Raw genomic sequence first — 20742 nt, 5'->3', positions numbered from 1 at the left:
TACTATTATTTACCGAGCATTCTTTTGACAGAGCCCCAAACCACACATGCAACGATTAAAACCAGCAGGACAACTGTAGACCAAATCCACATATCTGTGATTTGCAACCAACCGGCTGTGTTATATTTCTGAGAATCTGCATTCAGACCTTGTAACGGAGTTCCATCACCGATTGAATAAGTGATAAACAGCATTGCAACGAAAGCAACTACGACACCTAAAGCAGAAAGAGCTGATTTAGGATTAACTTTCAGCAGGGTGATAAACTGCCAAACAGCAAATAACACCATGCAAATGATTGTGACGAAGAATAATGCTGAAGTCCAATTAAGCAAAAGACCTGTATATACATATTCTTTCATTTCTTCTCCCGGATTCGTGATGCCTCCGCCGAAGAACATACCCAGAACGACAATACTGATAAGCGATACTATCAGTAATGTCCAACTGGACATTTTTCTTATTTTAGTAACTGCCATAGTTGTTTCTTATTTTTTAAATTTGAGGTTATATTTAATAACTAAGTCCAGCAAAGTGATAGAAGCATCTTCCATCTGGTTCAGGATAGCTTCCAGTTTGCTCAACAAATAGTTATAGAATATCTGAAGGATCAAAGCAACGATCAAACCACCTACTGTTGTGATCAAGGCCACTTTCATACCGCCTGCTACAACCGTCGGGCTGATATCACCAACCTGTTCGATTTTATCGAACGCCATGATCATACCTACTACAGTTCCCAAGAATCCTAATGACGGAGCCATTGCGATAAACAATGTGATCCAAGACATGTTCTTTTCCAAAAGACCACCCTGAACACCACCATAAGAAACAATAGATTTTTCAACAACATCAATACCCTGGTCGATTCTCATCAAACCCTGGTAAGCGATAGAAGCGATAGGACCTCTTGTGTCACGAGCAATAGCTTTTGCACCTTCTACATCACCTTTATCCAAAGCATCTTCGATACCTTTCAGCAATTTGCTGGAGTTAGTTTCAGCCAAGTTCAGGTAAATGATTCTTTCCAAGCAGAAAGCCAAACCGAAAATCAATGCGATGGCAACCAAACTCATGAAGTCGGCACCACCTTCGATAAACTTAGTCTTCAAAGCCTGGTACATGCCACCTTCAACAGCGGTTTCGGTAGCTTCTTGCGCGAATGCTACAGAAGAGATTCCAAGAGCACATAAACTCATGAACGTTTTTGCAAAATACTTTTTCATTGTGTGTTTAATTTTTAAGATTAATAATTCTCTTATTTGTTTTTATTTTTTGTTATTAATAATCGTCATGGTATCTTAAAGCGGAGAGAGCGGGATTCGAACCCGCGAAACCCTTTAGGGGTTTACACGCTTTCCAGGCGTGCCTCTTCAACCACTCGAGCATCTCTCCAAAAACGAGCTACCGCTTCTCTAAAACGGGTGCAAAATACGAAAAAAATCGCATATCCAAACGTTTCAGTGCACAAATCTATAGTTTTTGCCTGACATATACACAATATCTGGTGGATAAATTTTGAATACGCGCGAAAATATCTCACGATATTGGTTTATTCTCGATTTTAAATAGTTTTAGAGCATTTATCCGTGTTGTTTCAACGGTATCTTCGAGTGTCAGTCCATAGGTCTGGGCTACTTTTTCAGCCGTTTTCCAGATATAGGCCGGCTCGTTCCTTTTTCCTCTGTAGGGAGCAGGGGCGAGATAGGGGGCGTCTGTCTCCAATACTATTTTTCGGATGTCTGTCTGCCGGATGATTTCCGACAGCCTGGAGTTTTTAAATGTAATGACTCCATTTATCCCGATTTTGAAATTATTTAATTTTTTAATCTCTTCCAATTCGGCTTCATTACCGGTAAAACTATGAAAGACTCCGGTGAGCGTGTCGGCTCCTACCTTATATAAAGAATCGAAAACTTCCGGGTATGCTTCGCGGGTATGAATGGCGACCGGCAGGTTGAGGTCGATGCTCCATCTGAGCTGTTCCTCGAATACTTCTTTCTGCTCCTTCAGGTATGTTTTGTCCCAATACAGGTCTATACCTATTTCCCCGATTCCGCAATAAACACGTTTACCGAGCCATGACTCTGTTTCCTTCAGATTTTTTGCATAATGCTCGTCAACGCTGGTCGGATGCAGTCCCATCATCGGATAGGCGAAATCCGGATAACGGTCGCATAAGTCATGCATCCGCCTGATGGTGCTCGTGTCGACATTCGGAAGTAGCAGGGTGTCTATGCCCGACTCTTTTGCGATTGTGACCAGTTGATCCTGTTCCGGATCAAAATCCTCTAAGTACAGATGGTTGTGTGTGTCGATCAGTTTCATTTTTAAGACTGGCGGTTCATTAAACGGGCGCTGACTTCTTTCAGTATGTTTAGCCTTTCGGGAGCTACGTTTAATGAGGTTAGGCAGTTCATTGCCTGATTATAATATGCGTGTATTTTTTCTTCGGACAACTCTTTTAACCGCAATTGGTCATAGATGGCTGTTACGGCGGCGATTTTTTCTGCCGGATCGAATGTCTTTTTACCTATCCAACTGTTCAGTTCCGCTTTTTGAGTATTTGAAGCAAGGCGTAAAGCGTTGATCAGCATGAATGTCTTTTTGTTGCAGAGTATGTCTCCTCCAATATTTTTGCCGAAAGTGGCCGTGTCTCCGTAGACATCCAACAGGTCATCCTGCAATTGGAAGGCCAGTCCGATGTTGATGCCGAACTGATACAGCGTTTCGGCATCGGCTTTCGGAGCGTTCCCCATGATGGCTCCCATCTTCAGGGCACAGGCTAGCAATACGGCCGTTTTCAGTCGGATCATTTCGATATATTCCTCTTCCGTTACATCGGTTCTCGATTCGAACTCCATGTCGTACTGCTGCCCGCCGCATATTTCAAGCGCCGTACGGGTAAACAGGTCTAATATTTCTTTTAATGATTCGGATTCTGTTTCGCCGATCAGTTGATAGGCTGCGATCAGCATGGCATCGCCGGATAGGATGGCTGTGTTGGCATTCCATACTTTATGGACGGTCGGTTTGTTTCTTCTTTTATCGGCATCGTCCATCAGGTCGTCGTGCAAAAGGGTGAAGTTATGGAATACTTCAAGCCCTAACGCCGGATTGACGGCTGTATCTACGTTTTCCTTATATAAGTTACATGCCATCAGTACGAGTGCCGGACGGATTCTTTTTCCACCGAGTGAAAGTATGTACTCGATTGGGTCGTATAAGCTTTTGGGCGGATAGGTGAATTGGAGCCGGGTAATTTCCTGCTCTATTTTCTGTAGGATGTCATTGAAAGCGAACATAGATTATTTGTTTAAATAAAAAAGGCTGCGATAGAAGCAGCCTTTTTGTACTATTTACATGTTATTATTGCAGTCTGAATGTAACAGGCACTGTGTATTTAACACGTACGGGTTTACCTCTCTGTTTGCCCGGTGACCATTTCGGCATGCTGTTGATCACACGGAGAGCCTCTTTATCCAGTGACGGGTCAACACCACGGATAACTTCTGCGTCTACGATAGAACCGTCTTTGTTAACCACAAACGAGCAGGATACACGACCCTGGATACCGTTTTCCTGAGCAATAACCGGATACTTGATTGATTTTGCCAGGTATTGTAACAAAGCTCCTTGTCCGCCGGGGAATTCAGGCATTGTTTCTACAACAGTAAAGATCTGCTGTGAAGATTCCTCTTCTTCTTCAACTACTGCGGGAGGAGTATAAGCTTCAACCTGTGCAGAAGCGGCATCGTCTTCGGATGATACGATTTCGACGTCGTCCAACTTGACGTCATCTTCTACAACGGTTAATACTTCTGCCACAGCAGGTGCGGGAGGTGGCGGTGGAGGGGGAGGAGTGTCCTCCGGTCTCGTAATTTCAACTTCTTCTTCTGCGATGATATCAGCAACGCCCTGATCTTGGACGATTGTGATTTCACGGTCGCTCCATTCGAAGCCCACGAACAGTACTGCAAGTCCGACGATCATACCCATCAGGATACCCATCGTCTTACCTTTTTCCAGGTCCGCTTTCGGTGATTTCTTAACTTCCATATCTCTTAGTGTTTAAAGATGTGTTTTTCTTCTGCGACAAATATACGGAGTTATTTTTTAAATCCGAACAATTCGTATTAAATATACGCTATTTTTACTTTTTTTTTGACTGAGAATAAAAATAATAGCTCCCAATATACCTTTTTCGGCTTTTTCCCGTTTCTGTAAGTGGGGTGTATGTACCCGTTTTATTTATCTTTGTATGCATTTTACCAGAGAAATATGAGAAATATTCTATTTATATTCTTCTTTTCCTTCTTGTTACGGGCTGTTGTCGCGCAAACCGGCGACACCGGATATACTTTTCTTCGCTATCCTTCTTCGGCAAGAGCCAATGCGATGGGAGGCAATACGATGTCTCTGGTCGAAAGGGATCCTTCCCTGATTTTTCATAACCCGGCTTTATTGGGAGCCGAGATGGACCAGATGGTTAATCTGAATTACCTGAACTATATATCGGATATCAATGTCGGGAGCGCTCTTTTTACCAAGGCGTATAAAGAAAAAGGAGCTTGGGGTGTGGGAGCCTCGTTCTTCAGTCAGGGAAAGATACGGGGAATGTCGGAAGAAGGTCTTCCGACGGGAGATTTTACGGCAAAGGACATCAGTGTGAACGGTTTCTTCTCGTATGACCTTTCCGAGCGCTGGCGTGGCGGGGCTTCGTTGAAGTTTTTATATTCGGGTATCGGCGATTATACTTCGATCGGCATGGTGGTCGATGCCGGTTTGAGTTATTATGATTCTGAAAAAGGATTTTCTTTCGGTTTTGCTTTTAAAAATATCGGAGCCCAATTGAAAGCCTATGAAGATGAGCGCCAGAAGATGCCCTGGGATATCCAGCTGGGGATCACCAAACAGATGGCCCATGCGCCGATCCGTTTGTCGCTGACTGCACAGTATCTGACGAAATGGAAGGTTGAGTATGTAGACGATTACGACAGGGAGTATACAGGAGATAATTTTTTCAAGTCTTTTGTGAAGCATCTGGTGATCGGTGTTGATTATATCCCTTCCGACAACTTCTGGCTCGGTATCGGGTATAACCCCAAGACGGCGTTGGACATGAAATTGCAGGGAAGTAACGCTCTTGCCGGTTTTTCCGGTGGTGCCGGTGTGCGGATCAAGATGTTCGACGTCGGTGTTTCCGTAGCCAAATACCATCCTTCAGCTCTTTCCATGATGTTGAGCATCTCCACTACGATCAGCGATTTCTAAGTAAATTCGGTTTTTCGTTCTCCTTTACGATAGGACCTTTTGCCAATGGATTACTGGTCCGTTGGCTTCTTTGTCGTATCTCATAGATCGTCCGCTTGGCTGCGAACGGTTTCCGGATTATATGGAAAACAATAAAATATAAGGATGAATAGGATAATTTATAAGGAAGGGAGCGATAAACTGTTGTATATTTGCATTTCCTTTACATTAATATATGTAGTGATGAAAAAGATAATTATAGCGATAGATGGTGTCTCTTCTACCGGGAAGAGCACGATGGCAAAAGATTTGGCAAGGGAGCTGGGATATACCTATATCGATACAGGGGCAATGTACCGGGCTGTCACTTTGTACAGTTTGCAGCACGGTTTCTTTACAAGCGGTGGTATCGATGAACAGAAGTTGCAGGATGCCATGAACGATATCGATATCTCTTTCCGCTTTAACCCGGAAACCGGACGTCCGGATACCTATCTGAACGGCGTGAAAGTGGAGAAAGAAATACGGGGGATGGAAGTGGCCAACCGCGTGAGTCCGATTGCTGCTTTAGGTTTTGTACGCCGTGCGATGGTCGCCAAGCAACAGGAAATGGGGAAGGCGAAAGGGATCGTGATGGATGGTCGCGATATCGGTACGGTTGTCTTTCCGGATGCGGAACTGAAGATTTATGTGACAGCCAGCCCGGAAGTGCGTGCCCAACGGCGTTTGGACGAACTGAAAGCCAAAGGCGAGGTTGCTTCTTTTGAGGAAGTCCTTGAAAATGTGAAGACGCGTGACCATATCGATATGACTCGTGTAGAGAGTCCGCTCCGTAAAGCTGATGATGCGCTGGAGCTGGATAACTCGCATTTGACGATTGCCGAGCAGAAGGCTTGGCTCTTGGAACAGTATGAAAAGGTCGTTACATCAGACTAGCCATGATAGAAGTCGAGATAGATAAGGGTTCCGGCTTTTGTTTCGGCGTGGTAACGGCTATCGAGAGTGCAGAACGCGAACTGAAAAATACGAATACGTTGTATTGCCTCGGAGATATCGTGCACAATAGCTTGGAAGTGGAACGGCTGGAAAAGTTGGGACTGCGGACGATCGGGCACGACGAGTTTACCCGTTTGAAGGGAGAAAAGGTGTTGCTTCGGGCGCATGGGGAACCGCCTTCGACCTACGAGATCGCCCGGCGGAACAACATCACGATCGTGGATGCGACCTGTCCGGTGGTGCTCCAGTTACAACGTAAGATTCATAAATGCTACGTGGCTACGCGCGATAGCCATACGCAGGTCGTGATCTATGGAAAGAAAGGGCATGCCGAAGTAAATGGTCTGGTCGGGCAAACGGAAGGGACGGCCATCGTTATCGAGAAGGTACAGGACCTTGGCTGGTTGGATTTTAGCCAGAATATCTGCCTCTTCTCGCAAACGACCAAGTCGCTTGACGGGTTTCGTGAAGTCGTGGCTGAGATCCGGCGGCGTATTGCAGATGGGGTACAATTCGAGTATTTCGATACGATCTGCCGCCAGGTGGCCAACCGTTTACCGAACATCAAGGCGTTTGCTTCCAAGCATGATTGGGTGTATTTCGTTGCCGGAAAGAAGAGTTCAAATGGCAAGATGCTGCTGGAGGAATGTCGGAAGGCAAACCCGAACACGGTCTTTATCTCGGAGGTAAAGGAGATTACCGAGCCGTTGCCTGAAGATGTGGGAAGTGTCGGGGTGTGCGGGGCCACATCCACTCCGAAGTGGCTGATGGAAGAGGTGGCTGTGCGTATTCGTGAATTGAATGCCAGCCGTTGACTTTTAGGGGTAAGATTTGATGAAGTTTTGGAAAATAGACAGGTTTTTGGCAAATAATTATTACTTTTGCCGCGAACATATAAAATATAAGACGCTATGTCTACAGTTAAGTGTATTGGCATTTTAACGTCCGGAGGTGATGCTCCCGGAATGAACGCTGCCATTCGCGCAGTGACACGTTCCGCTATTTATAACGGAATGTCCGTTAAGGGTATCTATCGTGGATACAAGGGTTTGATAACCGACGAAATTGAAGATTTCAAGACTCAGAATGTAAGTAATATTATTCAGCGTGGCGGTACTATCCTGAAGACGGCCCGTTGTGCGGAATTCAAGACGCCGGAAGGCCGTAAGCAGGCTTACGACAAACTGATGGAGCATGGTATCGATGCTTTGGTCGCCATCGGTGGTGACGGAACGCTGACGGGGGCTCGCATCTTTGCACAGGAGTTCAATTATCCGATTGTCGGCCTGCCTGGTACGATTGATAATGACCTGTATGGCACGGATATCACGATCGGCTACGACACGGCTTTGAATACGATCATGGAATGTGTCGATAAAATCCGTGACACGGCAACCTCCCATGACCGTCTGTTCTTTATCGAAGTGATGGGGCGTGATGCCGGATTTCTGGCTCTTAACGGAGCGATTGCATCGGGAGCTGAAGCGGCTATCATTCCGGAGATATCGATGGAGAAAGACCAACTGGCCGAGATGATCGAAACTGGTTTCCGTAAGTCCAAGAACAGCAGTATCGTCCTTGTTGCGGAAAGTGAGGTGACCGGTGGTGCGATGGGCGTGGCTGAACGTGTAAAGAAGGAATATCCGCAGTTTGACGTACGTGTTTCAATTTTGGGACACTTGCAGCGCGGTGGTTCACCGACTGCACAAGATCGTATCTTGGCAACCCGGATGGGAGTGGCTGCCGTCGACGCGTTGTTGGATGACCAGCGTAACGTGATGATGGGTATCCAGAATGATGAGATTGTTTACGTTCCTTTCTCCAAAGCGATCAAGAACGACAAACCGATCAATCGTGATTTGTTGAATACGCTTCGTATTTCTTCTATTTGATCTGTTATTGGCAAGTATATGAAAAGCCCCGCGGATATTTTTTATCCGCGGGGCTTTTTGCATATAGAGTTCAGCTCTTGTTTACTCGTTGCATTTGAAAGCATAGACATTGCCTCCGAAATCGGTTGCGAAGATCATGTTGCCGTTTGTTGACAGGGTGGAGAATAGCGGAGCTCCCGTTTTATGTTTCCATGTCGTTTGCCCGCTTTCCTTATCTATGCCATAGATGATGCCGTCGGATGCTCCGAAGTAAATCGTATCTCCGATGAGTAGGGGGCTCGTTTCGACCGTGGCAGCCGGATGGCGGGAATAGGGAGCCGTATAAACCAGAGCTGGAGATGTCCGGGCTTTCCATCTGACCTCGAATGTCTCACGGTCGAGTGCGACCAAGCCATCAGTCTGCGTCCCGAAAACAATCAGTTTATCCGTGACCAACGGGGTCGAATTGACTTGGACATTGAATGGTAACTCTTTACGGACAATGACTTCCCCCGAATGGCAGTCGATGATAAATAAAGATTGGCGCGAAGTAACATAAAGCAGATTACCGTCATATGTCGGTGTTGCGCCTCTATCCGTAATTCCGTCTTTATCGAGTTTCCAAAGCAACTCTCCCGTTTGTGCGTCGTTGCCGTAGAAGCCTCGCCAGTTGGCGCCTGAAATAACTACTCCGTTTGCCAGCAGAGGAGTCGATGTCGTGGCTTCTCCTTGCGGCCAGCCTTTGTTCAGCCAGACTGCGTCACCCGTTTTACCGTTGTATGCTCCGAATGCCTTTCCACTTCCGGCATAGACAATGCCATTGGCGGCTGTCAGCCCGTCCACAAGGACAGGAAGGCCGGCGACATCCATCTTTTTGTCCCATTTTAGTTTGCCAGTCTGTGAGTCGATGGCGTATAAATAACCTTCCGCATCTTGTGCGAAGACGGTTCCTTCGTCTACGGCAATCGTGTTTTTGATGGAGTTGCGAACCGGATATCTCCATTGTAATTCACCAGTCTTTGCATCCAGAGCGAAGATTGCACCTTCTCCCTTCAAATCTTCATCGAGAGAAGCGACGTACACTTTACCGCCGGCAACGACCGGAGAAGAGAAATACAGGTTGGCATTTACGTTACGGGTCCATGCCAGTCGGGGTGTTTTGCCGATCTCTTCCGGCTGGTATACGAATGAGGAACGGCTGATTGCTGTTTCCCCATTGTTGAACAATGCTTTGGCTGTAATGAAAATCCGTTTGCCTTTACAGTCTGCCGGGAGTTTGGCCATTCCGGACCAATTCCAGTCTGTATTTTGAGTAAGCTGTGTTTCCGGTAGGACAGTATTGCCGTCTACGACGCAACTGTAAGTGACACGTATGGCAGGAGCAACTGCATTGTAGGTGTTGACCGATACCGGAATCTTTTCGTCTGACGTCATTGTACATGCATCATTCGCGATAGAGGCGGTTTCGATGGACTTGTTTATATAGGTATAGCGGAGCATAGTCTGGACATCTCCTTTTTGATCCACGTCTACCACACGGAAGGCGGAAGTCGAGTGGTCGATTCCCCCTTTGTCGAGTGTTGCGGTCGAGATTGTCAGGACATCTCCTTGTTTCCGCACGAAATGATTATGCCAATGGCCGTACAGCCACGCTTTCAGGTTATGTTCGTTCAGGTTAATCTTCTCGTTATCGTCAATACCGAAAACAAACTCGTTCCCGGAAGTCAGCAGGTCATGGTTAAAGACGATGATCGGTTTTCCTGTCGGTACTTGCGCCAGGTCATTCTTTAACCAGCGGTATACATCTTCTTTTGTATAGCCGGGCTGATGATCTCCTCCTGCCATTGGTGTAACGACGTAGTGGACATTTCCGAAGTCGAAGGAATAATAAACCGGACCGTAAACATTTTCAAAAACCTCTTCTCCATATTTCCCTTTTACAAGGTCATGGTTACCGATACAGTAGAACATCGGGCAGTCCATGTTTGACGTGTTCATCAGATGGATATGGTTCTTCAATCCATTTTCATAGCAGATATCACCGGTATGGATGATAAATGAGATATTCTCGTTAGCCGCATAATCCCGGATGTTATTCGCCCAGTCTTCTTGGTTTTCCGTATTGAATATCTCGGTATCGGAAATATGGATGAACCTGTGACTGCCATTCGGCTTGATGCGTCCTTTCCAGGGTTGCAGGCCGAAATCGTATGTTTGCCCTGTGCCGTTGATCCGCCGGTAATATTGATTGTCTGTCCTATAGTCGGAAGGAGTGGTGATGAAGATAAATCGTTCTCGTTTGTGTCCGGGAAGTGTATATACTCCTTCGGCATTCGTTTTGACAACGTTCAACCCGTCGGAAACCCGGATGCCTTTTAAGACTTTCTCTCCTTTGTCGTAGATTCCGTTCCGGTTGGAGTCTACATATACGTGGCCTTGATAGGCAGCATGAGCCTCCGTGATTACCGCGCAACTTAGTAATAGCAGTATAAGTTTTTTCTTTTCCATTTATTTATTTCTTTGCAGACAGATTTTCCAAGAACAGGTCCATCATCCGTTTGGCTGCAACGAACGAACTGATCTCGTTATTCAATACCTGCTGCTCCGTGAAGTTCAACATTTTTTCTACCGCCGGATTGTGGTAGAACGTTTCGCGGAGTGTGTCGTTGATACTTTCGTACATCCAATATTTGGCTTGTTCGTTGCGCTTGTAGTTGAAGTAGCCGTTCTTTTGAGTGAATTCCATATATTCTCCGACCATATCCCAGATTTCTTTAATCCCCAAATTGTAATAACCGGAATAAGTCAATACTTTCGGGCTCCAACCGGATTCGGGGGCCGGAAACAGGTGCAAGGCGTTGCGGAATTGCGCCGCTGCCAGTTTTGCTTTTTCGAGGTTGTCACCATCCGCCTTATTGATGATGATCCCGTCCGCCATCTCCATGATCCCGCGCTTGATGCCTTGCAATTCGTCTCCAGTACCGGCAAGTTGGATCAACAGGAAGAAATCGACCATCGAGTGGACAGCCGTCTCGCTTTGTCCGACACCGACCGTTTCGACAAATACCGTATCGAATCCGGCAGCTTCGCAAAGAACGATCGTTTCACGTGTTTTACGGGCAACGCCACCTAAGGAACCTGCTGATGGCGAAGGACGGATGAAAGCGTTCTTTTCACGGGACAAGGCCTCCATACGAGTTTTGTCGCCGAGGATGCTGCCTTTCGAGCGTTCGCTGCTGGGGTCGATTGCCAGCACAGCCAGTTTACGTCCTTGCCCTATCAAGTGCATGCCGAACGCATCGATCGAGGTGCTCTTACCTGCTCCCGGTACTCCGGTGATGCCGATACGGACAGACTTTCCTGCATGCGGCAGGCATTTTTCGATAATTTCCTGTGCCATTTGCTGGTGTTCGTATTTGGAGCTTTCCACCAGTGTTACCGCCTGGCTGAGGATCGTAATGTTTCCTTTCAGGATACCTTCTACAAATTCGGCAGGCGTATATTCTTTGCGTTGAATCCTTTTTTTCAGATAAGGATTTACGGTCGGTACATCGGCTACTCCCTTGTTCACCTTTAATCCTTTGTACAGATCGTCGTTTTCGGGATGTTCCATAATTTAGTTGAAAGTTGAAAGGTGAAGGTTGAAAGGTGGAAGAGGAAGCTGTTTTAACTTTCACCTTTCAACTTTCACCTGGTTATTTATTGGCTGTCACCTTCACAAGCCGTACCGGACCGTTCGGGTCGTTGCATACGAAATTGATGAGGGCTTCCAGTTTTGTTTTTATCTCTTTCGGGCGTACTGTCACTTTGAAAGTGGCTGTCGTGCCCGGTTTTATTTCTCTTTTGCCACCGGAAACAGCTACGCGTTCGTCTTCGCAGGTCACACTATAGATGACAAGCGGTGATTTTCCTGAGTTGGTAATTTCGATCGTGCCGCTCACCCGACCGCCGACCAGTGGGATGAAACTGCTTTTGTCAGGTAGTTTGCCGAAGTCGAGCAAGGTACCCGATAGCTGGGCTACCGGAGCTTTCGCCTTCTCCGAGGCAGTCAGTTTGCTGAAGTCGTCTATGATATTGGCTGCAACATGTAGTTTGCCTTCTGTTCCTTTCTTCTGACCGATACTTTCGACCGTTACCGGAATTTCGGCTGTCATGCGGCCTTTCCGTTTTGCCTCTTTCGCATTCATGAGGATGGATATTTCGCCTGTTTCACCCGGAGCCAGTTTTGTAGGATTGGCTACGACGTTCAGATAATGAGGCGTCTTTCCTAAATGAATGTTCAGAGATGTCTTTCCTTCATTGATCAGGTTGATCTTTTCTCCCAATGTTTCTTCGGGGCGGATCGTGCTGTAAAGAATATTTTTTGTTTGCAGTTTCAAGTCGCCGATGCTATACGGATAAATCAGTATGGGTTGAGCTTCTTTAGGGGTTACGTTTCCTTTGATACCTAAGGAGAAACTGCCTTTTTTCCCGTTACTGTAGATCGCTATAGTTTTGTAAAAAGGGCCGGGACGTCCTTTCGGGTTGTAGGTTACTTTTACTTCTCCGGTCTTTCCCGGAGCGATGGGCTCTTTGGTCCATTCGGGCTGCGTACAGCCGCAGGATGCTGTGATCCTCGTGATGACAAGCGGACCGTTACCTGTGTTTTTGATCGTAAATATGTGACTTGCCAATCCATCGGATTCTCCAATCGTACCGAAGTTATAGATCAGCTCGTCTGCACTGATTCGGGCGTTATTTTGTGCCGATATACTGCTTATTGCAAACAGTATACCGGCAAGAATAAAGACCAGTTTGTTTCTGTTCAACATTCTTTATCGTTCAGTTTTCCTGTTATTATTCTACTTCTCCCCGGATCGTCAGGATAAAACTACCGGTTTTACCATTACTGTATACGGAAATAGTCTTGACAAAAGGACCGGGGCGGTCTTTCGGATTATAAGTGATTTTGATATCACCAGTTTTACCCGGAGCTATCGGTTCTTTTGTCCATTCCGGTGTCGTACAGCCACAAGAGGCGATCACACGTGTCAAGACCAACGGTGCTTCGCCTGTATTCTTTATTTTAAAAGTGTGCGACACATTGCCGTTCGCTTCCTTGATCGTTCCGAAATCGAAAGAGGTTTCATCTGCCGAGATTACAGCTTTGTTTTGAGCTGAAGCTATTCCTGTTGCCAGCAGGATTGCCATAAAAATAAAAATAATCTGTTTCATCTTCTCTTTTTATTTAGCTATTGTTTAAAATGCAAAGATAATGTTTACTACTGAATTAGTTTCTTTAAAAAATAAAATTCTGCTTCCATCGCGAGTCGGGGATACCGGATTTGTGTGCACTTGCCATCGCTGGGAGTCTCACTCAATCTACCTTGATGATGTTTCCTTCCGTATGCGATACGAATTCCGGTGCGTACAGGCATTGGATCGTACTGATTCCTCCTGCATATTCACCGGTACGTGACACGTATACGGCATATTCCAGTACAAAAGTCCCCTGGGGCAGGCGTTCGAAGAAGAAATTCTCCGAAACATCCGTCGGCGACTGGTAATACCAGACCCCGTCCCTATAGATAGAACCGGAAAGTTGGTCTGCCGGTTCAAAACATCCGGCTCGGAGGTCTTTCAGGAAGACGTAATCCATTTCGCGATCGGTGCGGACCACAAGGCGGACGACCACTTTGTCGCCGACACTGAGCGGTTCATCCGGGGTGACCGGACGAAGTTGCCGCTCAGTCCCGTTATTGGTTTCTACGAATAGCAGCTTTTCTACGTTCAGGACGCCTTTCTGTTTTTTTACCTCGTTGATGTTCTGGAAGTATTGCTCGTAGACAGTTCCCCATGCAGGCGCCGAGCCTTCTTTCCGGATAGAGATGGAGGTTCCTTCGGATGAGGTCGCTTTTTCATCCGATATGGTTACTTTCAGATAGCCGGTGGCCAATTCGCCGCTTGTCGTGCTATAGGTTTGCTTGCCCCATTGGGCGGTGCAAGTGTTGGCAGTGTCCAACCAGTTGCTGCCTGTCAGAAGCAAAGTATAAATAGCGTTGACCGTTGCCGGTACGGATTTCCAGTTCTGCGTCTGTTTCTGGTTGAGTAACCATTGTTTCATACGATCTGTTTCTTGTTTGTCGGGCGAAACTTCATTGAAGAAAGCCATCAGCAGGCAATGGGTGTCGATCGGAGAGGCAAAGGCGTTTGCTCTGCTCCGGTTGTTCGCCCAATACATACCTTTGTCCGGAGAGGTCGAAGCTGTTTTACGCAGCCAAGTGATAATCTTTCCGGCAATCTCTTTATTTCCATTCCTCCACATGAGCCACCCTATTTCTCCTTTGCCGTGGATGGATTGTTTGTCCCACTGCTTTTCCGCCAGGTTCGTATAGTAGCGGATTGCTTCACGGGCCGAACCCAACTCCGGAATGTCTCGGTAATTGCTGCGGACAAACAGATATTCGATTTCCAATGGAGAAATTTCGTTTTTCTGCCAGTTCTTGATCTTTTGTAATGCCTCATAATCGGACTGGATTTGTTTGTCAACGAATTTGAGTGCTTTCATCTGCATCTCTTTTTCCTGCTGGTTATATTCGACTGCATTCAACTCCGTCAGTTGGCTCATCCCTTTCAGAATATAGAGTGTGATCTCCTGGCTCGGATACATGCCTTTGAACCAACCCCAACCTCCATCCGGCGTTTGCAGGTCGAGAAGATGTCGGAGGGCGGTTTCCCGCTGTCCTGCTGCCCGGTTCATATCGAAAAGGAGGGACAAACGCTGTTTTTGTTCCGTTTCATTGTCTGCTTCCAATACCCAGGGTGTTTCCTGTAGAAGGATGTTTTTCAGTTCTGCATTTTTTTCCAGGTTAGAATAGAGCGTGGAGGCGTTTCCGCCCTGTGCTTTCCACTGGCTGATGACCTGCTGGATACGCGGGTGGGCGGTGGCGATGTTGCTCGCCAGAGTGTTACTGTAATAAGAGGCGAACCAGGAAATGACGTTGTCGTTTTCCGGTTGGGATAGGGTCGGCAATGCCTGTACGGCGTACCAGATAGGGTTGGCAGTCAACTCCAGTGTCGTGCGGAACGGACGGATATTTTTGTTGTCTTTCGGGCGGATTACTTCTTCGCTCTTGTCGAACAGGTAGAACGGGGTGCTTTCCGTTATCAATATCTCGTTCGACAGAACCGGGATCAGATGCTGTTCGCCGTCGCTTCCCTTGTCTGAGTCGGCAATGATACGGCAACCGATAACACCGTCCGAAGAGGCCGGAACCTTGAATGACCAGTTGACAGTCGTGGTGCTGTCAACCCCCAAGGTGAAAGGCTTCTGCGATTTGGTGAGGCAGATCACCGGCTGGCCGTTGCCCGGATCGAACAGTTCCAGGCTGGCGCGTCCGTCCATAGTGGCAGACGACTGGTTGCTGATTTGCGCCGTGATGGTCACTTCATCGCCCTGGCGCAGGAAGCGCGGAAGGTTAGGGGTTACCATCAACGGTTTGCTGGTGATGATTTCGCGGGACAGGTAGCCGTATTTCAGGTTTTCCGTCTGGGCCAGCAGTTGCAGTTTCCAAGTCGTGTTGCTTTCGGGCATCGTGAAGCTGAACGCTACATCGCCTGCCTCGTCGGTCACTAAGGCCGGATAGAAGAATGCGGTTTCGGCAAAGTTTTCACGAAGTTCGACCGGTTTGTTCGGGAAGAACGGTGTTCCATTTTCTTCCACTTCTTCTTCTGCTATGATATTAGCGACACCCTGGTACGCTTTTACTGCCGGTTCTTCTAGTGGCATACTGTCTTCGGTGATGTTGAGAACTTCGGTTATTGCCGGTGCTGTCCCTGATTTCATGACGGCTCCGGTTGCATAGCGTCGTTCGCTTTGTTCATATTGCCAACCGATTCTCAGTACGTCCTGCCAGTCGAGTCGGTCGTATTGGAACTGTGGGACGTTCAATCTTTTCCGATCTCCTGTTTCGTACCTGCTGCTGTTTGTGAATGCTGTCCCTTCAGAAAAACGAGGAGCATACAGATAAACATATCTTTTAGGAGAGAAAGACCAGCTGAAAGGCAATAACTTGTCCAATGAAGCATCGTACATGCCAGCCAAAACTTCAGCGGAGACGGTCAAGGAATCAGCATCCGTAATACGGAATTTCCAATTTTCCTTGCTTCCCGGCAGCAGGTGGTCACGGAATGTCTTTGCCTGGATATTCAATCTCCGATCCGGTTGCCGGCGTTGAACCGGAACTTGTTTCACATACATCTTGCCGTCTTTGACAAATGTGAAAGACACGGTGAAACCTTCCCCGTCCGTTTCTTTGAACGGGATGCGGAATGTCCGGTTTTCATCGCTCAACCGGATCAGTTTGCGTTCCGTGCATTTATTGTCTGCTGTATAAATTTCATATAATATATGTGTGTCTTTGTCGGATGTTCCGAAAATAAATGCGGCCTCTTCTCCCGGCGCACAGGTCGTGTGCTCATTAACCAGCCAGGTATGCATAAATACGGGTGGCCGTTTATCCTGGCGGTTGTACAAGATGAAATCCTGATTGGCGGAAACTTCTTTTCCGTTGGAGTCGGTCGATTTCACTTCCAGGCGATAGCGTCCGGCGGGAAGTTCGCGGAATACGGCAGGTGATATTTCGTATCCCGTTATGAAAGTTCCAACAGTCACCAGTTTATTGATTTTGTACCGGTCTGCACCGAACATATCCTTTTCTGGCTTTTCGTCCGACAGTGAATAAATCGTGTAACTTCCTTCCGCAGATGTTTTTTGCCTATTCACGGTATAGGCCGTTACCACAGCCTTGGCGGAATCATTTTCCATTTCCTCTCCGAGCATTTGGATATCCAACAGGATACCTGTATCGCCGACGGAGAAGGTATAGCTTGCCTCTTGTGTCTCTCCTTTGCTGTCGGTCAGGGTTGCCGTTACTTCGTAGCTCTGGAAGGCAGGGCGCATATCTGAAGTTTCCGGCCGTTCGGGTATGAAGGAGATCGTGAAGTTTCCTTTATTGTCAATTTTTGCCGTTCCGTTAGCCACCTGCTTGTATGTAAAATCGAACGGGTCCGGCATATAAAAACGTGCCCAGAACGGGCGACGGGTGATCGTCCAGTTTATTTCGCCTTCCTGCAAGTTTATACCGGAGAAAGTTTGTGCTTCACCTGTCAGTTTCACCGGATGGCCGAAAGACACCTCTTCCTTGAGCGGCAGGAAACTGACTTTGAAAGTCGGGCGTTTGTATTCTTCTACCCGGATATTCGTACGAGACCTTTCTGTGACAAGCGTGAAGTTCCCGCTCAAAGTCTGTGCCGGGATGGTGAACTCTCCGTTGAAGGAACCGAACCGGTCGGTCTTGAATTCTTTGCTGGCTACTTCTTTATAGTTGGCATCCCGCAGGGTGACGGTATAGGAGCGTCCAGCCACGACATGCGGGTTGTCCGTATCTTTCACATAAGCGATCCCTTTGAAGAATACGTTTTGCCCCGGCCGGTAGATGCCCCGGTCCGTAAAGAGTGACAAACCGACTGTCTCCTTTTCCTGTCCGGAGCGGGAAGTGCCGTAAGGATATATATTTGTGATGATGGAAGAGGAGTCTTCGCGAAGTACCGGACGTATGTGCTCGATCTTCTTTTTGGCCGGGAGAATGGCGATTCCCAACTGGTCAGTTTTGACTTCTCCCTGGCGTTGGATGGTTCCGTTCATCATATTGGTTTTGTAATAGATAACGGTTGCCCCTTCGATCGGTTTACCGCTTTCGAGGTCGGTGACAAGCACTTCCGGGTTGTTGGTCTGGCTGCGGGTGAGGGCTGCCAGGCGGCTGACGCTAAAACGGTTGGAGACTGTCAGCTGCTTGCCGGGAACCGTGATCACATATTCGTATAATCCCAACCTGTCCATCGGAATGGCCAGCGTGGAATCGGCTTCGGTGTATGAGTTGGCGAGATTCATCTTGAATGTGACCTCTTTTACCAGTTCTCCCCGCATGCTTTTACTGTTCTTGCCGTAATTCCGCCAGGCATCTTCCGGCTGGCGAAGGCTTTTGTAGATGCGCACAACTAACCGGGGTGTGTTGACATACTTGATTTGCAATGTAAGGTCCTTGCCCGGATACACATTGTTGTCGGATTGGATATTCAGGACCGGCGTTTCCATTTCGTTTAACTGGTTCTTGAAAACGTTTATGCGGTCGTATTTGGGATATTGCGCGATACTTTCTTTGCAGAGCGAATAAATGAGCGCCTGGACGGAGTCTTGGTGAGCCTTGTTGCCTTGATAACGTTCCCGTTGGAGAAGATTCATCTCGGCAATGCGTATTTCGGCGGCAAACGGCTCTTTGCCGTATACATTATACAAACTGTCCAACGTGTTTCTGTAGTCGTTGGTGTTTGTAGACTGGCTGTCGTATTTATATTGCCAGTAGTCCAGTTCGTCCAGCAATAAGGCTTTTTTCTCCGGTTGTGTACGGCGGAAGTCGATCACATCTTCATACCATTTATCCGACGGCTGTATGTCGATCGCCCGAAAAGCCAGGAAATCATATAGAGTAGGGCGAAGTTGAGGCGCGTCTTTCCCTTTTTTCAGGATCAGGTTATATTGGCTGATCGGTGTTTGTTGCAGCAACCGAGCCGGTTGGAGAGAGAGCGTCAGTTCCTGTTTGATCTTTTCTCTGAACAGATTGGAGGTCCATTCCTGGATATCATCGGGAACATAGCCTGCCAGTTCGGTCCGCTGGTTGACGTTCCAACGGTTTTGCATATAATAGTTGTTATACATCTCCGCGATCATGGAGTGGAGTATGGCTACAGATGCGGAGTCGGGACATGTACCGGCATAAGTTTCCACCTCTTTGATCAGTTCGGGGAATGTATTGACGTCTTTTTCCAGCTGATTTTTCATCCGGCTGATAAGCGCCTGGATCAATGCCGGAGTGTTTTTCGTTTGGATGGCTTCTATGATAGCCTTTTCGTTGGTGGATACCTGATTTGCTTTCACGTAGAAGATCGTGGATACTATTCCGCATACGATCAGGGCTAAAACAATAATTGCTCTTATCTTCATATCTTTCAGATTTATGATTTCGGATTTATGAAGTATGACTGATAAATCATAAATTATAAATCCGAACCCGTTTCTTATATAGATACAAAGAAAGAGCAAAAAGTTGTAAAATTACCGTTAATTAGGAGTAATTTTATTTTTTACGGACGTAGGTCAGGAATGTGTAAGGATACGGATTTTTCTCGTCAGCGGGAAATTCCTGTCGTTCCACCTCTTCCCACAGATCCCAGTTGACAACCGGGAAAAATGCGTCTGCATCCGGAAACTCCCCGTGAATACGGGTCAGATACATCTTGTCGGCAATCCCTAATCCTTGTCTGTAAACCAGAGAACCTCCGATGATGAAGATGTTTTCTTCCTTTTCGCAGATATCCAGTGCGTCATGCATGGATTCGCAGGCAAAGCAATTGATGAAACCTGCTTCAGGCATCGTCGTCAGCACGACATTTTTACGGTTGGGCAATCCGCCTTTTGGCAAAGATTCGAAAGTTTTACGCCCCATTATTACGGCGTGTCCTGTTGTCAGGTCTTTAAAACGCTTCATGTCTGCCGGCATGTGCCAGAGCAGACCCAGATTCTTCCCGATCGCATTGTTGTCGGAAATCGCTGCTACAATTGAAATAGTACTCATTGCCATTTATGATTTATGATTTATAATTTATGATTTATGATTTCAAGTTTATGGTTTATGAGGTCTGACTATATGCAGTTCATGAATCATAAATCTGAAATCATAAATCTCTTATACGGCCACTTCTCCCTTGATATGAGGATGAGGGTCGTATCCCGTTAGGTTGAAATCCTCGTACTGGAAACCGAATATGTCTTTTACATCCGGGTTGATTTCCATCCGGGGAAGAGGCCGTGGATCGCGTGTCAGTTGCAACTTTACCTGTTCAAGATGGTTCGTGTAAATATGTGCGTCACCAAGCGTATGGACAAAATCTCCAGCTTTCAGTCCGGTTACCTGTGCCATCATCTGTAATAACAGGGCATACGAGGCAATATTGAAAGGTACGCCTAAGAAAATATCGGCACTGCGCTGGTACATTTGCAGGCTCAGGCGGCCGTTTGCCACATAAAACTGGAAAAAAGCGTGGCAGGGAGGCAGATTCATATTGTCCAGGTCTGCTACATTCCAGGCGCTGACGATGATACGGCGTGAATCCGGATTATGCTTGATTGTCTCTACCGCTTCACTGATCTGATCGATATTGCCGCCTTTATAGTCCGGCCATGAGCGCCATTGGAAGCCGTAGATATGTCCTAAGTTTCCATCCGGATCTGCCCACTCGTTCCAAATCCTCACTCCATGTTCCTGCAGGTATTTTGCATTTGTATCGCCCTGAAGAAACCAAAGTAATTCGTATATAATGGATTTCAAATGCAGTTTCTTTGTTGTGAGCAGAGGAAAACCGTCTTCAAGGTTGAAGCGCATCTGATGTCCGAATACACTGTATGTACCGGTTCCTGTCCGATCTTCTTTCTTGACTCCTTCGCGGAGGACACGATCGAGTAATTCTAAATACTGTTTCATTTTTCTCTATTATGACAGACAAATGTACGAAAGTGATTTGTATT

The 20742-nt window shown here is 46.9% G+C and carries 16 protein-coding genes and 1 tRNA gene; 4 read left to right on the top strand and 13 right to left on the bottom strand.

What is annotated here, in order from left to right:
• Positions 1–5: 5 nt before the first annotated feature.
• The 6 genes from KTG12_RS04470 to KTG12_RS04445 all read right to left on the bottom strand — a co-directional run bounded on the left by KTG12_RS04470 (position 6) and on the right by KTG12_RS04445 (position 4059).
• Positions 6–479: a hypothetical protein gene (locus KTG12_RS04470; protein WP_005637274.1), complete on the bottom strand. Its 474-nt coding sequence runs from the start codon at positions 477–479 to the stop codon at positions 6–8.
• A 9-nt stretch (positions 480–488) separates the two neighbouring features.
• Positions 489–1226: a MotA/TolQ/ExbB proton channel family protein gene (locus KTG12_RS04465; RefSeq protein WP_005637272.1), complete on the bottom strand. Its 738-nt coding sequence runs from the start codon at positions 1224–1226 to the stop codon at positions 489–491.
• A gap of 81 nt (positions 1227–1307) precedes the next feature.
• Positions 1308–1395 (bottom strand) — tRNA-Ser (locus KTG12_RS04460).
• 144 nt (positions 1396–1539) lie between these two features.
• Positions 1540–2328, bottom strand: a complete 789-nt coding sequence (locus KTG12_RS04455) for a TatD family hydrolase (RefSeq protein ID WP_122204114.1) — start codon at positions 2326–2328, stop codon at positions 1540–1542.
• A gap of 2 nt (positions 2329–2330) precedes the next feature.
• On the bottom strand, positions 2331–3305 hold the full coding sequence (locus tag KTG12_RS04450; RefSeq protein WP_005637270.1) for a polyprenyl synthetase family protein: 975 nt from the start codon (positions 3303–3305) through the stop codon (positions 2331–2333).
• Between the two features lie 64 nt (positions 3306–3369).
• The gene (locus tag KTG12_RS04445; RefSeq protein ID WP_005637269.1) at positions 3370–4059 is read right to left on the bottom strand and encodes an energy transducer TonB; all 690 of its coding nucleotides are present in this window, start codon (positions 4057–4059) and stop codon (positions 3370–3372) included.
• 222 nt (positions 4060–4281) lie between these two features.
• On the opposite strand from KTG12_RS04445, the gene porQ reads away from it, so the two are divergent.
• From porQ to pfkA, 4 genes are all read left to right on the top strand, one after another.
• Entirely contained in the window at positions 4282–5274 is a 993-nt protein-coding gene (gene porQ, locus KTG12_RS04440) for a type IX secretion system protein PorQ (protein ID WP_005637256.1), read from the top strand.
• Positions 5275–5496: 222 nt separating this feature from the next.
• Positions 5497–6189 (top strand): (d)CMP kinase, encoded by a 693-nt coding sequence (cmk, locus tag KTG12_RS04435; RefSeq protein ID WP_036724312.1) that lies wholly within the window; start codon positions 5497–5499, stop codon positions 6187–6189.
• A gap of 2 nt (positions 6190–6191) precedes the next feature.
• The gene (locus KTG12_RS04430) at positions 6192–7064 is read left to right on the top strand and encodes a 4-hydroxy-3-methylbut-2-enyl diphosphate reductase (protein ID WP_216945411.1); all 873 of its coding nucleotides are present in this window, start codon (positions 6192–6194) and stop codon (positions 7062–7064) included.
• Positions 7065–7160: 96 nt separating this feature from the next.
• Entirely contained in the window at positions 7161–8141 is a 981-nt protein-coding gene (pfkA, locus tag KTG12_RS04425) for a 6-phosphofructokinase (protein WP_005637251.1), read from the top strand.
• A gap of 81 nt (positions 8142–8222) precedes the next feature.
• On the opposite strand, the gene KTG12_RS04420 is transcribed toward pfkA, so the two are convergent.
• The 7 genes from KTG12_RS04420 to KTG12_RS04390 all read right to left on the bottom strand — a co-directional run bounded on the left by KTG12_RS04420 (position 8223) and on the right by KTG12_RS04390 (position 20698).
• Complete coding sequence (locus tag KTG12_RS04420; protein ID WP_138272529.1) at positions 8223–10628, bottom strand: PQQ-binding-like beta-propeller repeat protein; 2406 nt, start codon at positions 10626–10628, stop codon at positions 8223–8225.
• A 4-nt stretch (positions 10629–10632) separates the two neighbouring features.
• Positions 10633–11733, bottom strand: coding sequence for a methylmalonyl Co-A mutase-associated GTPase MeaB (gene meaB, locus KTG12_RS04415; RefSeq protein WP_022321802.1), 1101 nt, complete (start codon positions 11731–11733; stop codon positions 10633–10635).
• Between the two features lie 82 nt (positions 11734–11815).
• Positions 11816–12931: a DUF1573 domain-containing protein gene (locus KTG12_RS04410; protein WP_046451853.1), complete on the bottom strand. Its 1116-nt coding sequence runs from the start codon at positions 12929–12931 to the stop codon at positions 11816–11818.
• 25 nt (positions 12932–12956) lie between these two features.
• Positions 12957–13334 (bottom strand): DUF1573 domain-containing protein, encoded by a 378-nt coding sequence (locus KTG12_RS04405; RefSeq protein WP_022321804.1) that lies wholly within the window; start codon positions 13332–13334, stop codon positions 12957–12959.
• 142 nt (positions 13335–13476) lie between these two features.
• Positions 13477–19161, bottom strand: coding sequence for an alpha-2-macroglobulin (locus KTG12_RS04400; RefSeq protein WP_155143691.1), 5685 nt, complete (start codon positions 19159–19161; stop codon positions 13477–13479).
• Positions 19162–19294: 133 nt separating this feature from the next.
• On the bottom strand, positions 19295–19792 hold the full coding sequence (locus tag KTG12_RS04395; protein WP_005648179.1) for a dihydrofolate reductase: 498 nt from the start codon (positions 19790–19792) through the stop codon (positions 19295–19297).
• A 111-nt stretch (positions 19793–19903) separates the two neighbouring features.
• Entirely contained in the window at positions 19904–20698 is a 795-nt protein-coding gene (locus tag KTG12_RS04390; protein WP_005637244.1) for a thymidylate synthase, read from the bottom strand.
• Between the last annotated feature and the right edge of the window lie 44 nt (positions 20699–20742).

It is taken from the genome of Parabacteroides sp. MSK.9.14 (assembly GCF_019041495.1).
Classification (GTDB): Bacteria; Bacteroidota; Bacteroidia; order Bacteroidales; family Tannerellaceae; genus Parabacteroides; species Parabacteroides merdae.
This window is presented reverse-complemented; position numbering and strand designations above follow the sequence as displayed.